14 protein-coding genes and 1 pseudogene are annotated in these 15002 nt (G+C 49.6%); 4 read left to right on the forward strand and 11 right to left on the reverse strand.

Annotated elements, in window-relative coordinates; genetic code table 11:
- Nucleotides 1-97 precede the first annotated feature (97 nt).
- Complete coding sequence (gene rho, locus FH603_RS01100) at nucleotides 98-2299, reverse strand: transcription termination factor Rho (RefSeq protein WP_186735166.1); 2202 nt, start codon at nucleotides 2297-2299, stop codon at nucleotides 98-100.
- Between the two features lie 957 nt (nucleotides 2300-3256).
- Between rho and FH603_RS01105 the strand changes: the two genes are divergently transcribed.
- From FH603_RS01105 to lptC, 4 genes are all read left to right on the forward strand, one after another.
- A complete protein-coding gene (locus FH603_RS01105; protein WP_186735168.1) occupies nucleotides 3257-4207 on the forward strand; it encodes an alpha/beta fold hydrolase in 951 nt (316 codons plus the stop codon).
- Nucleotides 4208-4425: 218 nt separating this feature from the next.
- Complete coding sequence (locus FH603_RS01110) at nucleotides 4426-5229, forward strand: type III pantothenate kinase (protein WP_235985296.1); 804 nt, start codon at nucleotides 4426-4428, stop codon at nucleotides 5227-5229.
- Entirely contained in the window at nucleotides 5186-6505 is a 1320-nt protein-coding gene (bamG, locus tag FH603_RS01115) for a BamG family beta-barrel-assembly machinery protein (RefSeq protein WP_235985295.1), read from the forward strand. The genes FH603_RS01110 and bamG overlap by 44 nt, the downstream gene beginning before the upstream one ends.
- Before the next feature lie 27 nt (nucleotides 6506-6532).
- The gene (lptC, locus tag FH603_RS01120; RefSeq protein ID WP_425326516.1) at nucleotides 6533-7153 is read left to right on the forward strand and encodes an LPS export ABC transporter periplasmic protein LptC; all 621 of its coding nucleotides are present in this window, start codon (nucleotides 6533-6535) and stop codon (nucleotides 7151-7153) included.
- Between the two features lie 118 nt (nucleotides 7154-7271).
- Here the strand turns inward: lptC and FH603_RS29175 are convergent, their stop codons facing one another.
- From FH603_RS29175 to FH603_RS01165, 10 genes and pseudogenes are all read right to left on the reverse strand, one after another.
- The gene (locus FH603_RS29175) at nucleotides 7272-7421 is read right to left on the reverse strand and encodes a hypothetical protein (RefSeq protein WP_394366365.1); all 150 of its coding nucleotides are present in this window, start codon (nucleotides 7419-7421) and stop codon (nucleotides 7272-7274) included.
- Nucleotides 7422-7706 (reverse strand): annotated as a pseudogene (locus FH603_RS01125) (c-type cytochrome); the annotation flags it as partial. It lies immediately after the preceding gene.
- Nucleotides 7703-8371: an SCO family protein gene (locus FH603_RS01130; protein WP_235985305.1), complete on the reverse strand. Its 669-nt coding sequence runs from the start codon at nucleotides 8369-8371 to the stop codon at nucleotides 7703-7705. The pseudogene FH603_RS01125 and the gene FH603_RS01130, both read right to left, overlap by 4 nt.
- Complete coding sequence (locus FH603_RS01135) at nucleotides 8337-8786, reverse strand: viral A-type inclusion protein (RefSeq protein ID WP_186735173.1); 450 nt, start codon at nucleotides 8784-8786, stop codon at nucleotides 8337-8339. Before FH603_RS01135 ends, FH603_RS01130 begins: the two co-directional genes overlap by 35 nt.
- Nucleotides 8787-8875: 89 nt before the next feature.
- The gene (gene recN, locus FH603_RS01140; protein ID WP_186735175.1) at nucleotides 8876-10549 is read right to left on the reverse strand and encodes a DNA repair protein RecN; all 1674 of its coding nucleotides are present in this window, start codon (nucleotides 10547-10549) and stop codon (nucleotides 8876-8878) included.
- Nucleotides 10550-10609: 60 nt separating this feature from the next.
- On the reverse strand, nucleotides 10610-11521 hold the full coding sequence (gene porD / locus FH603_RS01145; RefSeq protein ID WP_186735177.1) for a type IX secretion system protein PorD: 912 nt from the start codon (nucleotides 11519-11521) through the stop codon (nucleotides 10610-10612).
- On the reverse strand, nucleotides 11518-12738 hold the full coding sequence (gene coaBC / locus FH603_RS01150) for a bifunctional phosphopantothenoylcysteine decarboxylase/phosphopantothenate--cysteine ligase CoaBC (protein ID WP_186735178.1): 1221 nt from the start codon (nucleotides 12736-12738) through the stop codon (nucleotides 11518-11520). The genes porD and coaBC overlap by 4 nt, the downstream gene beginning before the upstream one ends.
- Nucleotides 12739-12836: 98 nt before the next feature.
- Entirely contained in the window at nucleotides 12837-13151 is a 315-nt protein-coding gene (locus tag FH603_RS01155) for a DNA-directed RNA polymerase subunit omega (protein WP_186735180.1), read from the reverse strand.
- Nucleotides 13152-13230: 79 nt separating this feature from the next.
- Nucleotides 13231-14130: an outer membrane protein assembly factor BamD gene (locus FH603_RS01160; RefSeq protein WP_186735182.1), complete on the reverse strand. Its 900-nt coding sequence runs from the start codon at nucleotides 14128-14130 to the stop codon at nucleotides 13231-13233.
- Nucleotides 14131-14251: 121 nt separating this feature from the next.
- A complete protein-coding gene (locus tag FH603_RS01165) occupies nucleotides 14252-14911 on the reverse strand; it encodes a T9SS type A sorting domain-containing protein (RefSeq protein WP_186735184.1) in 660 nt (219 codons plus the stop codon).
- Nucleotides 14912-15002 lie beyond the last annotated feature (91 nt).

Consider the following 15002-nt stretch of genomic DNA (forward strand, 5'->3'; position numbering starts at 1 on the left):
CATACAGGTCATACCAATTATTCAGTCAGGCTCATAAAAAAAGCCCGAACGGTGATGTTCAGGCTTTTTTTAAAGTGTGTAGAAGAACGATGTCGAATTACCGGTTCATCGAGATCAGGAATTCTTCGTTGTTTCGGGTACCTTTCATGCGGTCGAGCAGAAAATCCATACTTTCCATAGGGTTCATGTCAGACATGTGTTTGCGCAGGATCCATACCCGTTGCAGGGTTTCTTTATCCAGCAGCAGATCTTCCCGGCGCGTTCCTGAAGCCATTACATCGACAGCTGGGTATACACGTTTGTTCGCCAGTTTACGGTCGAGCTGGAGTTCCATGTTGCCGGTGCCTTTGAATTCCTCGAAAATCACTTCGTCCATTTTGGAGCCCGTATCGATCAGGGCTGTGGCAATGATCGTTAGCGAACCGCCATTCTCTACGTTACGGGCAGCCCCGAAGAACCGCTTCGGCCGATGGAGGGCGTTGGCATCCACACCACCCGACAGAATCTTACCCGAGGATGGAACAACGGTATTGTAGGCCCGGGCCAGACGGGTAATCGAATCGAGCAGAATAACCACATCATGGCCACATTCGACCATACGTTTAGCTTTTTCAAGCACCATGCTCGATACTTTCACATGCCGGTCGGCCTGTTCATCGAAGGTCGACGAAATAACCTCTGCGTTAACGCTGCGGGCCATGTCTGTCACTTCTTCCGGGCGCTCGTCGATGAGTAACACGATGAGGTATACTTCCGGGTGGTTACGCGTAATAGCGTTGGCTATCTCCTTCAATAGCACCGTTTTACCCGTCTTAGGCTGGGCCACGATCATGCCGCGCTGTCCTTTTCCGATTGGCGCAAACAAGTCCAGCACCCGCGACGAATAATTCTCGGGGCGGTTGCTCAGGTGAAGTTGCTCTTCGGGAAATAGAGGAGTCAGGTACTCGAACGGAATCCGGTCCCGAATTTCCTCCGTTGTTTTGCCATTTACGGTTGATACCCGTAATAGGGCAAAATATTTCTCTCCCTCTTTAGGTGGACGAATGGCTCCGCGTACGGTATCGCCGGTTTTCAGACCGAATAGCTTGATTTGTGAGGGCGATACATAAATATCGTCCGGACTGGCGAGGTAGTTGTAATCGGCTGAACGGAGAAAACCATAGCCGCCGTCCTGCATAATCTCCAGAACACCTTCGTTGTCGATGATACCATCGAATTCACGGATATGCTGGTTATACTGGCGACGAATGCGATTCTGGTATTCCTGTGCTTCCCGCGATGGCTGATTCAACGGCGGCTGCGACGGCTGGCCGGTTTGCGGCTGATCGCTCTGTTGCTGGTTCTCGCCTTCCTGCGTTTGGCCTGGCTGGGCATCCGTTTCAACCGAGGAATCTGTCACTACAGCTTCTTCAGATTGCCTGTTTCCAGCATTATCTTCTGATAGAACAGTTGGTGTCAGCGCTTCTTCGTCTGGCCGCGAAGCAAAGGTTGATGGCGCTTCGTCGGATACCACACGCGGTGTGCGGGGGCGCTGACCGGCAGATATGGGTCGATTTGACGATTCACTGCCTTCGCGTGGCCGGTCCAGCCGGTCCCGACGTGGCTGTGCGCCATCCCGGTTAGTATCTGTGCGTTGCCGATTATTTGCACCATCGCGCCCCGCCGGCTGGTTCCCGTCAGACCGCAGTGGGCGCTGCTGGCGGTTTACTTCAGTCCGTGGATTTATTTCCCGCTCGTTTCTTGAACGGGGCACCTGTTGTTCTGAGACACCATTTACAGGCTGAACGTCAGTCTGTACAGGTTGCTCATCGGCAGGCTGAGTTTTCGTTTCAGGTTGTTGTAAAGGCTCAGCGTCGGCTGGGAACGTACCTGGTTTTGTTTCGGCGGCAGCGCCCTGATCCGCGGAGGTCATGCCATCTTCGGGGGTAGGGGCTGGCATATCGGCCGCACCGGCATCGCGCCGAACACGCTGACGGGTCCGGCTGCTGTCAGGTCCATCGGTTGCCGGACGGGAGACGGGTGCACTGTCTGATGCGACAGGGGTTACGGGTTCAGGCGCAGGCTCGGTAGTAGCGGGTACTGCCTTGGGGCGCCGGCCACGACGGGGGGCTTCCTCTGCGACCGGGGCTGGAGCGGCTCCCTCAACGACATCAGGGCCGGGCATGACCGACTGTTTCTTCAGTATCTCGTAAATCAATTCTTTTTTCTGGAATTTGGCATTGTCGCGAATACCAAATTCATCGGCAATGGGACGAAGCTCAGAGAGGAGCTTTGCATTCAATTCTTCAATATTATACATAAGTGCAGGTTAGCAGTAAACCTTGGAGAAGCCAATTTACTGGCGGTAATGATAGAGTTTGGTATATAAGAAGCAGGTAACGCCTATCGTGAAAGGCAATGCTTCGGGTTGAAAAGCGAACAGAGGGGTCAAATGCCAAACCGATCTGAATCTAACAGGGTTGCTTAAGTACGCAATGAAAACAGGTTAACTGGAAGTAGTTTACTTGATCCAAACACAAAGGTCTGGTGGGGCCAGACTTGGTGATTATCAAAACGTTTGGGAAAACGGACAGTCTGTCGTAGCTATGGAGCGTTGCCTTTAAGAAAGCACCACCTGCTGACCGGGTTGATGGTAGCAAAGGTAATACACTGATCCGGTTTTGTCAACATAACGTTTCCCCGTATAAAATGTTTCCACCTGCCGACTGTGAAATGCATTTTCCTGAAAATTTCCGGACATAAGTAGGCTCCTGGTGCCGGGCTAAGGTTTCCAGTCTACAAGAATACTGGCTACAAAAGGCTTATTATGCCCCATAAAAGCATACAGCCAGCTGTACCTACAGACTACATAACAGGTCTGCTCAATACAGGCTACCGGGATTGTAATCGTCAACTTCCCATAAACTAATCCTGCCAATCGGTTCAACTACTTTTCTCTACCCATAGAACCTGTTCAGGATTACTGGCAGGAGGTAGTCGGTTGTAGCCTGGACGGCCACGTCCGGGTGTGAAATGGGAATACGCTTACCCGGACGTGGCCGTCCAGGCTACTACCTGTCAGTAATCCTGAACAGGTTCATATTCTTCAAAGAGCGACTACACCGTTGGCAGCATCCAGAATCTCGCTAAATTCATAGCGAAATACAATCAGGTAATGACGTAGCAGGATGGCCGACTACACATTTATACTACAATAATGCTCAGAATTTGCTTCCTTTTCGGGTTGTCATTAAGCTACTTGTTCAGCTCTGCTCAGATGACCGAATCTCTTCTTACTCAGAAACGCAGGACGGAGAGCGGAAAACTGATCTATAGTGGTAGCCAATATCGAATCTGGCTGCAACAGACAGAGCCAAGCGATATCAAACTACTAATCATTCCTGGTGGACCAGGTAACAACCATACGGGATACGCTCCATTTTCCTATTTTTTACCTCCTAAGGGCGTACAAGTATACATCGTAGATATGGTTGATTGTGGTCTGTCTGATCGAACAAATAACCCTGCTTTCTGGACGCTGACCAATTATGTTAAAGACATTGAACAAATCCGTAAGGAACTGGGCGTAGAGCAACTTTATTTGCTGGGTCACTCCTTTGGTGGAGCAATTGCCCTAGAGTATGCTTATGCCTTCCCGCAAGCCGTTAAAGGGCTTATAGTATCTAATATGAGTTACAGCACAGAAGCAGTGGGAATCAATACAGATCGATTCGTGGATAGCTTAGCCGCTCATGATGCTACGGTTCAGGGGTTACGAACCCAAGCGAAATCGCTGGAATCCAGCAGTAATTTATATAGTAAGCTGATGGCTCAATCCGACAGCTTGGCGTTCAATTTACTAAGCCACAGCCAAACTCCATCCATAGGCAATTCTCTGCCTGAATTAGCCACATTTCAAGAAGCAGCTCACTCATCTGAGCTAAATGATGCGAGCCAAAAAATTTATCAGCACTTCATCAACTCGGGTGAGCTAATGAGTTGGAACTTTGAGGATCGTATGCACCGTCTCCGAATGCCTGTGTTGATTTTGGCCGGCGATCAGGACTATGCCTTGTCCGTGTCCGACGCTGCCTTTATGAAGCAACATATTCCAAAGGCTGAAGTCACTATTTGCCCAGAGGGAGGTCATATTATGTTTTGGACTAATCGAGATTGTTACTATCCTTCTCTACTCAAATTTATCAATGGCGTTGAGCAGAAAAAGTGAAGAAAGTCAATTAATTGGTACGTGAATATGTGCCTAAGATTCATGCACAACAGTTCCGCCCAGGATGGCTAACTTATAAACCGGCGAAACAGCCAGGATAAGACTGTAGAGGAATACAAATCCTAATGGCGGTCGGTTAGCGAACGCTATCCTTAAATTTCCTTAAAACTAAACACTGGCGCAACGACTCACGGGTTGTTCAGCGTTACAGGTATCGAATGCGCATGATAATACCACACGCACCTATTGCCGCTAACCTGGTTATCGATTGGGGAAACACGATGGTGAAAACCGGCTGGTTCAATGGATCAACATTGCTGGATGTCCGTCGCTACAACTCGCCCGATGCTTTATTTGCTCATCTGGCCGAACGGCCGCCGATGCCGGTGATCGTTTCATCGACAAGCCAGTCGGCTGAGGGTATCAAAGACCGGTTAGCCGCTCTTGGCAGTGATGTGTGGGTGCTGGATGGGCTTACGCCCGTGCCGATTGGAAATACGTACGATACACCTCATACGCTCGGTGCTGACCGGGTGGCCGCAGCAGTGGGGGCCATGGTTCTTTTCCCTGACAAAGACTGTCTCGTCCTTGATCTGGGTACCTGCCTGACAGCTGACTTTGTCGATAAAAGTGGGGTATTTCAGGGTGGGCTTATTTCACCAGGACTACGGATGCGGTTCAGATCTATGCACGAGCAAACGGCACGGCTGCCCTTGATCGACTTCGATCCCGATGAACCGTCCTGGGAATGGCCCGTCCTGACAGCCAAAAATACGCGTCAGGCAATGCAGAGTGGCGTAGTGAACGGATTGGTGTTCGAGATGAATGGTATCATCGATATATACCGTCAGGAGCGGCCAGAAACGGTAGTGGTGTTGTGCGGAGGGGATGCGTCTTCCTTTGAAAGTCGTTTGAAAGGGCCGATATTTGCAGTGCCCGAATTAGTGCTGTTTGGGTTGAATCGAATTTTACGCTATAATGTTGAGAATTTACAAGCGGATACGCCAGACGTTAACGCATAGTTTGCTGGCCATTGCCGCATCGTCGCCTGTTGTTCTGGCGCAGGGATTAGGTAACTCGCCCTATTCGGCACTGGGCATTGGCGAGTTGTACAATGAAGGAAATGTGACCAATATGGGCATGGGTGGTATCGGCATCAGTAATGCCAGTCCGTTCTACCTGAATATGCAAAATCCAGCCCTGCTAGCCCGACGAACCCGTTTCACAGTCTTTGAAGTAGGCCTTATGGGCCAATCGAAAAGTCTGTCTCAAAATCTGAATGGTGGTTTGCAGAACCAGCGTGATTTTGGTGGTAACCTGGGCTATTTAGCGTTGGCTGTTCCGGCTAATACGCGGTGGAACCTGTCGCTGAGCCTCAAGCCCTATACCTACGTAGATTATAGCACCCGTCAGTACCGCCCTATTGCCGGAACCATCTACGAGGCCGAGTACAATTACACGGGCCGTGGTGGATTGAATAAAGCATCGCTTGCGAACGGTGTACGCATTACCAAAAACATCTATGTGGGTGTCGAAGCTGCCTTTGTCTTCGGGAATATCACGAACGCATCCGACTCTCGGGTTCTCATCAACGACAATACCGGCGCCGGCGTTCAGGATACGCGCGTCAGCCGGTTGAACCGGGCAAACTACAGCGACATAATCTGGAAACTGGGTGGTGCCTGGCGTCCTAAACTGAGTGAAAAATGGACGCTCAACGTGGGGGCTACCTACGATCCACAGACCCGCGTCAACGCACAGGAAACGGACGTTTACCAACAAACGTCATTGGGTGGTACTATCATTTCCTCCTCGGATACATTACGGATAAACGCGGGTGGGCGGGCAACCCTGCCGCAACGCACCAACTTTGGGATCAGTCTGGAAAAAAACAATACCTTTCTGGTAGGTCTGGATGTTGGCTTTCAACAGTGGAGTCAATTCCGCACCAGTACGGGTCAACCGGGCAATCTGACCAACGGGGTCAGTATTGCAACGGGTATGGAAATTACGCCAAAAGCAACGTCAACCCGCTACCGGGATCTGATAACATACCGATTAGGTTTCCAGTATAACAGGCTCCCATACCTTGTTGAAGGCGTTCAGATCAAAGACATAAATGCCAGCGTTGGTTTGTCACTACCCCTGGGTGCTTATCTGGTCAACCACGTCACGCTGTCTGTAGTTGGCGGCCAACGGGGCGTACTTACCGGTACGCAGATCAAAGAGCAGTATGTACGGATGGCGCTGGGCTTCTCGCTCAACGACTGGTGGTTCCGTAAGCAGGTAGTTGATTAAGCTGCCGTTACATATGAAACATGATTTATGATGAGCGTTGGAGTATGGACCAAACGGCTGACCACTGCCGTTACCGGGCAAACGGCTAACGTAGTGAGGTCGGTAAGGTATTCATCATTGATTATTTCCTTTCTGTCAATCACGCTGCTTTCCTGCGAAGAACCGAAACAAGCTAAAAAAGTAGCTGCCTATACGGGGCCGATAGAAGAAATAAATGATGTGAAATTGCTTTATAGCGAGGCCGCTCTACTGAAGGTAAAGCTGACGACCCCGAAACAATTTCGTTATGCCAATGATGACAGGAAGTATCCAAAACCGGTTTCCATCATTTTTTATGGCCCCGCAGGCGAGGAGGTAACGACACTTCGGTCAGATTCAGGCCGCTACAACAAAGCAAAAGACCTATATACGGTCATGGGCAATGTCGTGGTTGTAAATAAGCAAAAACAGGAGAAATTGCTTACGCCGGAGTTGAACTGGAACCCCGTCACAAAAAAGGTATTTACGGAGAAGCGGGTAGTAGTGCTTAGCCAGATGACGGGCGAAAAGCTGTATGGAGTTGGGCTTGATGCCAATCAGGATTTTACCCAGTATTCGATTCGTAAGCCAACGGGGGTCTTCAACGTAGAAGGCGGACCAGGATTTTAAAAAAGTCGCAGAAGTCATAAGTCGGTAAGTGGCTGACTGCGGACCAGCGAAAGCAGTACAACAGCGTCAGCCACTTACCGACTTATGACTTCTGTGCGTTACGACCTCTACCACTTTTTCACTGACTTGCGACTTTTTCCCTGCATTGATCCAGAACGGGCGTAACTGTTTTAACGTCGGTCACCGTCGTCTCTGTGCTCCACTCATTATAGATGTAGGTTGTCAACTCGGCAATTTCAAGATCACTCAGTTGTGGTTGCGCAGGCATTGGCCGGTTGTACCGTTTGCCATTGACCTGAATGGGCCCTTGTTGCCCGTATCGAATCAAACAGATAACAGTGTTCTTGTTCGCCAGGTAGTCTGACCCGGCAAGGGGAGGGTATAGGGCTGCTAAACCTTGGCCATTAGTTTGGTGGCAGTTTGCACAATTGGTCTTATAAATCAGAATCCCCTCGGTTATATAGCGCTGGCGTTTGATCTCTACGTCTGTCTGACAGGAAATCGTATTGATTAACACTAGAAGAAGGGCAACCATGGCACCGGTGCGTATCATGATTTGTACTCGGCCAGCAGCCGGTCTATATCTGCCATGAGTTTGTCGACCCCTGCTTCGGTGGTCCCGTCATAAATACCACGAATATGTTTGGCTTTGTCGACAAGGATAAAGGCACCACTATGGACAACGCCACCGGGTGCCGTCGAATCGGCCTGAGCCGTTACCATGTAGCTGTTTTGCCCAATGTCGTAAATTTTTTCCCGATCACCCGTCACAAACAACCACTGCCGACCTGCTATGCCCAGGTTGTCGGCAAACTCTTTTAGCACAGGCACTGAGTCATGAGCAGGATCAATGGTATGGGAGAGCATCATGACATTGGAGTTACCTTTGAATTTTTCATAAACCCGCTTCAACTGCACCTTCATTTTAGGGCATATGGTAGGGCAACTGGTAAAGAAAAAATCGGCAACATACACTTTGCCATCGAGTGTTTTAGCCGTTACGGTATCGCCATACTGACTTACAAACGCAAAGTCGGGGATTGTCTGGTAGGATGAGTCGGTGACCGGTTTTCCATCGACTAGTTTCGTGACAGCCTGACGCTGCCCAAGAATGGGAAGTTTGTCATCGGTTGAGCTACAGCTACTGAATGCAAGGGCTAAACCAATCACGAGGAAGCAACGACTACTTAGTGCCCAAAAACTGGCGGGCCTGGTCAATACTGGAATTAAGCTTTGTTTTAACATCGGTAATTTTGTCTTTTTGTTCAGATAGATAGCGCAGGGCATCCTCTGTAGAAAGTTTGGCGAGCGTATCACCATTGTAGCGACTCATCCAGTTCATCATCAAACTGTCTGCGTTTGAAAGATTTCGGACCAATAACCGGGCCTGTTCTTTTTCTTCGTCCGACCGGATAGTGCCCGCTGCCGAAGCCTGAACACTGTCGAGCGACGCGATGCGTTTGTTTAGTTGCTTCCGCAATTTCATCACATCATCTGTCTTGGGCATTACTTCATCGTGGAGGGCAAACACATCGTTTTCTGCTTTTTTGACGGCCTCTTCGTCGGACTGACAGGCCCAGAAAACGGTACTGACACTAAGTAAGGCGGCTATAGAGAAGACAAACTTTGACATCGAAAAGTTAATAAAAGGTACAGTTTGTGGGATAATCGGCCTGAGACCGTGTTGAACGAACTCCCTCAGGGAAGTAAATTAGTAAAACGCTACTTTGCCGTAACCGTAGCCCGCTGCTTCAGAATTTCCCGGGCATTTTTTACCGCGCTGGGCGATGGGGTTTTCCCGCCAATCATCTGTGAAATCTCATTCACACGCTCGTCAAACGTAAGTTTTTTGATACGACTGGCAGTCTTTGCCGCCGAATGATCTTTGTAGACGAAATAATGGGCCGTACCCTGAGCCGCAATCTGGTGGAGGTGCGTAATGGCAATAATTTGATGACTGTGGGCCATATCGCGCATCATGTTGCCCATCTTGATGGCAATTTCGCCGGAAACGCCCGTATCGATCTCATCGAAGATGATAGTTGGCAGGGAGCGTTTGTTGGCGAGAATGTACTTGATTGCCATCATCAACCGGGAAAACTCGCCCCCGGAAGCCACATTTTTCAATTGCTGAGGTTTAATGCCTTTATTCGCGCTGAACAAAAACGAGATCGTATCGATGCCCGCCAGCGTAGGCTTACCCGTTTCAGCCTGTATCTTGAGCGATGCGTTGGGCATGCCCAGGTCGTGAAGCAAGTGGCCAATTTCCGATTCGATGGGTTGTAGGACCGCCTGACGGGCAGCAGAAAGCGTATCGGCACTTGTCTGTAGTTCAGCGCGGGCCTGCTCAGTCTGTCGTTTGGCCTCAGCCAGTTCATCATCCAGATTAAGTACCTTGCTGATCTTCTGACTCAATTCATCGCGCAATGCGATCAGTCCTGCCACGTCGCTGGCCTGGTGTTTTGTCTGGAGTTGGTATAGGAGGTTAAGTCGCTCCCGGATCGTCTCGGCCCGCGCATCATCAACCTCAACCCGTTCCTGTTCAGTACTGATCTCATCGGCCAGATCACGCAGCTCGATCAGGGCGCTTTGTGCCCGTTGCTGTAACTGCTCATACTGATTAGAAATTTTACTGATGTACGCCAGATTACTGACCGTACCTTTCAGAAAGTCAATGACCGATTGCTCTGTATTATCCAGATACTCGTAGGCCACCTGTAAACGCTCCTTGATATCTTCGGCGTTCTCCAGAATCGTCAACTCCTGTTCCAGCGTTTCCTGCTCGTCGGGCACCAGTTGTGCTTTTGCTAATTCTTCATACAAAAAATTATTGTAATCGAATTCTTTGCGCATCGCCGACGCTTCTGACTGCAACTGGTCGTAAATAGCTTTTTTATTACGGTAGGCCTGAAAGTGGGACCGATAGCCACGTAATAAAATGTCGTCCTGCGCGTAGGTATCGACGATCTCCAATTGGTACTCATTGGAGCCAAGCATAACCGAGTCGTGTTGCGAATGGATATCCATCATCTGGCTCGACACCCGCCGGAGCGTCTCCAGGTTAACGGGGGTATCATTCACGAACGCGCGGGACTTTCCACTGACACTGATTTCGCGCCGTACAATGCAGGTATCGGAATAGTCCAGTTCTTCTTCCTCAAGAATCCGTTCGATAGCGAAGCCCGAGATGCTGAATGTGCCTTCTATAACACACTTTTGCTCTGGATTGTACAGCACTTTGGTATCAGCCCGGTTGCCAAGCAACAAGCCAATAGCTCCCAGCATAATCGATTTCCCTGCTCCGGTCTCTCCCGTGACAATATTCAGTTCACGGTCGGGTGCCAGTTCAAGTTCGTCAATAAGGGCGTAATTTTTTATGAGTAAATGCGATAGCATAGATGAGGCTCCTTGCTTACCTAACAACACCAGACGGGGTGCGGTTCAAACCCGGTGAGGCTACGTGGTTACTAATTTACGGTAAAGCTCCGTTTTAGACGGGTCCAGAAAAGACAGCAACTCAAAGGCTCGTTTACGTTCAGCGGGTGTGCCCTCAAAGAGAATATTATACAATTCCTGCGACTTGGCATCAAAAAACGTATTGATCAGCACCGAGTACTGAAGTTGCTGGCTCACGACCCGGATATTACTCAACAAATCCAGCGTTTGTTTGCGCATCTGCACTGGATTGGCCCCAAACACATCAAGTCCTTGCCGATGGTAGGTATACATCGCGTCCCTGAACGTAGTCAGTTGCTGATTTTGCAAGTTTTCAACCAGCCAGTACCGATTCCGACGATCACCACTTGTTTTCCAGCCAATGTTACTTGTTGAGGCACCATCGGCCAGAGTAGCGATGTTAAACGCCCGCTGGACGTACAAGTTGCCGCCCCGTTTGCCAAACGTATCATAATCTACCGCCAGAATCACATTCGCGTAGAATGCCAGCATGCTCGTCAGATCGTCGGAAAATTGATTTTCCCGAAAAAAAACAGGGGTAGTCGGTAAATAAAAAAAACTGAAGGATCGGTCGACGTAATTAAAAATCGTCGATTCATAACTGGTACCGTAAACAGGACGGGTAACAACAATCTGCGCAGTGGCTTCAAAGGTCCCCTGGGTAAGTGACTTTACCAGATTGATATTGATCGAACAGTTGATGCGTTCCGAAGCGGTAAACTGGTCGTTGGTCCACCGCCGACTGTTCATAAACTCCGTAATGACGGTCTGCAACTGACTGGCATAGGTGAAGTCTGTTTTTTGCTGAGCAATCAACTGATCGGAGTTGATCGTCACCTGGCAGTTCAATTCCTGCGCCTGCGCAGTTGTCAGCAAACCCAGCAGGCCGACTAATAGGGCTATCTTTATCATGACACTAGGTTTCCGGCGACAATGTTCACCAAATCTTCCGCTACTTCCGCTTTGGTTTTCAGCGCAAATTCGTGTGTTTGCCCGTCTTTATCAATAACGGTTATCTTGTTGGTATCGTGTCCAAAACCGGCACCAGTGTCGCGCAGGGAATTTAATACGATCCAGTCTAAATTCTTGGTATGCAGCTTTTTAAGGGCGTTCTCGCGCTCATTATTGGTCTCGAGTGCAAATCCCATCAATAGCTGACCGGGCTTCTTTTGAGCGCCCAACGTAGCGGCAATGTCGGTGGTTTTTGTCAGTTCAAGCGAAAAATGAGCTTCTTTTTTTTTGATTTTTTGCTCAGCCGGGTGGGCCGGGCTATAATCGGCCACGGCGGCATTCAGCACCAGGACATCCGCTTCGGCAAAAGCGGCCTGAGTAGCTTCGAACATTTGCCGGGCTGACTGTACGTCGATGCGCCGAATAGCCGGGTCGGGGAGTGGCAACCCGGTAGGTCCGCTCACCAGCGTAACCGTAGCACCGGCTTTGACGAAGGCTGCGGCAAGGGCATACCCCATTTTCCCGGTCGAGTGATTGCTGATATAACGTACAGGATCAATGGGCTCCTGGGTAGGTCCAGCCGTAATCAAGACGTGTTTACCAAGCAAAGGCTTCGGGTGATCAAAAAATGTGCTGAGGACCTGCATGATGGTTTCCGGTTCAGCCAGCCGCCCTTCGCCCACCAGTCCACTAGCCAATTCTCCGTGTTCCGCCCGGATAATGTGATTACCGAATGAACCCAGCCTACGTAAATTTTCGACTGTGGCGGGATGACGATACATGTCGAGATCCATAGCGGGGGCAAAAAAAACGGGGCATTTCGCTGATAGGTACACCGCCGACAACAGATCGTCACACAGACCGTTGGCGCATCGGGCCAGTGTATGGGCCGATGCCGGAGCCACCACAAAGACATCGGCCCAAAGGCCCAGTTCAACGTGATTTGTCCAGCTACCTTCGCCCCCGCTCTGGTGTTCAGACTGGACAAAGGAAGAGAAGACAGGTCGCTTCGCGAGCGTGGCTAACGTTAACGGCGTGATGAAGGCTTTTGCCGACTCGGTCATAACTACCTGTACGTCCGCGCCCGCTTTGACTAAAAGTCGAACCAGCAGAGCCGATTTGTAGGCCGAGATGCTGCCCGTTACACCCAATAGGATGCGTTTACCGTTTACTGACATTGGGCGTAAGAAATAGGAATCTAGCTGTATGGGCAAAACAGAAAAACCGCACGGGTACCAGTACCGTGCGGTCTACATTAAAAGGGGCGACGGTTCGGCTATTGCTGGCCTTCGTCTTCGCTATAGCGCCAATAGATTTTATCCTCCAGAAATTCGTCTGTAGCAACCGATGTTGGTTTCGGCATGCGCTCATAAAACTTGGAGATTTCGATCTGCTCACGGTTTTCGAAGACTTCTTCAAGGTTGTCGACGGCCGAAACGAATTCCGACAGTTTGTTGCTCAGTTCTTCTTTGTTCTTGGCGGCAATTTGACGGGCGCGCTTCGAAATAATTGAAACTGATTCGTAAAGATTACCCGTTTTGATCGCAATCTTATCATTATTGCGGGTGATGATCGACTGATTTGATGCCATAATTTGGGATATTGACAGTTGAATAGCGGCTACCGGATATGTATGAAGGACACGTCCAGCGCCCGCGAGGTTTACTATTTTAGTTAGCAGCCGTTACTTTGGCCGGGCGATTAGCGTCGGGCGTCTTCAGTTTTCCCTTTTCACGGGCCTGCTCTTCTTTCGTCAGCCGATCCAGCTCTTTTTGACTGGTTTCGTACATCTTCTCCGATTGTTTAAGGAATCGGCTGGTTGGGTACTTGTCGACAAACAATTGATGATAGTTCATTGCTTCCTGATACCGTTCTTTCTGCTTCGTTTCAAGGCTGTTCTGGGCCAGACTAAACTCGGCATCTACCTTTAAAAAAGCAAGTTCCTCGTTGTATTCCGAATCCGGGAATTCTTTCTGAAAGTTTTCGATCGCAATAACAGACGATTTGTAGGATGCGATATTGAAGCCGCTAGTTTTATAATAGAGTTTGGCCTTTTCGTACGCCTTTCGCTCCAGTTTCTTACGCAATTCCAGAATCATGCGTGTGCATTCTTCCTTGTACTGACTTTCAGGATAGGCGTTTACAAAATCCTGAAGGGCCGACGTAGCTGTTAGTGTATTTGACTGATCGAGGTTAAAAGCGGGGGTGTCTTTATAGAGCGAGAAGGCGTACATATACATAGCCTCCTGTGCATAATCACTCCGGGCAAACGTCTCATAGAATTTCTTGAAGAGAGTAGCGCTGAGCAGATACTGTTGCTGGTGATACTGCGTATAAGCGTAATAAAACTGAGCCATTTCCGATTCTGTACTGCCTTTTAGAACCGGGATCAGTTCCTCGAAAAGTAAGCCAGCGCGATACCAGTCGCTTTTCTTATAGTACTGGATGGCTCCTTTGTATTTTTCATCATCCGTACCGCTTTTCTGCAATTTCGAGAACGGACTGCATGAGCTAAGTAAAACTACGAACCAGGCTCCCAGCAGAACCTTACCAATATGACGTTGTTGCATACGATGCAAAGATACGAAAAAAAAACAGGCTACACTGTCCTAACGACGGTGCAGCCTGTATAGTGCCGAAATAAGGGCCTATACTACCTTGTTTATGATTATTTAACAGATCACAACAAGCTTACTGATGACGAACAAGTAGCCGTTTCGTAGCCACTTTTTTGCCTTCTACCGATAGCTGGTACAGATAATAGCCGGTTGCCAGGTCGCGGGTAACGATGCGGACTTTTCGGTCGTTGCGATCCAGTCCATATTCAGCAACCGGAGCGCCAAGAACGTTCAGCAACACAAGTTTAGCCTCGCCTACTGCTCCGTTCATCTGATAATCGATTTCCGTAACGTCATCGGCTGGGTTAGGATATACGTTGGAGACCCAAAGGCGTTCGTTAGTGAACAACCTGTTCTCAACCTTTCCTTCCTGCTCAGGTGCGGTTCGGGCTTCAGCCGGGGCAGGCGCATTGGTTGCTTCGGCCGACGCTGTGCGGGCACCAGATTTAGCCACCGGTGTCGCCATCAACAAGGACCGGTAGTGTTCGTTGATGGCTTTGTTTTTACGAGTCGTTACGGAGCGATCGAGTCCTGAAAGAACGGGCTCCGGAGCCATCGAGAAGCGACGGGAGTTTAGCAGTGGTGCGGTGGTTTTGCGGGTCGATGCCGTACGTCCCAGCTCCAGCCGGCTACCCTTTCGGGCGTCGGAATCGCGCAGCGCTACCTGCGCTCGGAGTGGGATTGTTGCCATCAGCAAACCCGTCAAAAAACCAATAAGTATATATTGCTTCATAGAAATCGTCTTCGTGTACACTATTACCCACCGCAAACCTATTCATCATAAAAGACAATGTCAACGGGGAGGTGTCTAAAAAATTGTTAAA

The organism is Spirosoma utsteinense (assembly GCF_014282275.1).
Classification (GTDB): Bacteria; Bacteroidota; Bacteroidia; order Cytophagales; family Spirosomataceae; genus Spirosoma; species Spirosoma utsteinense.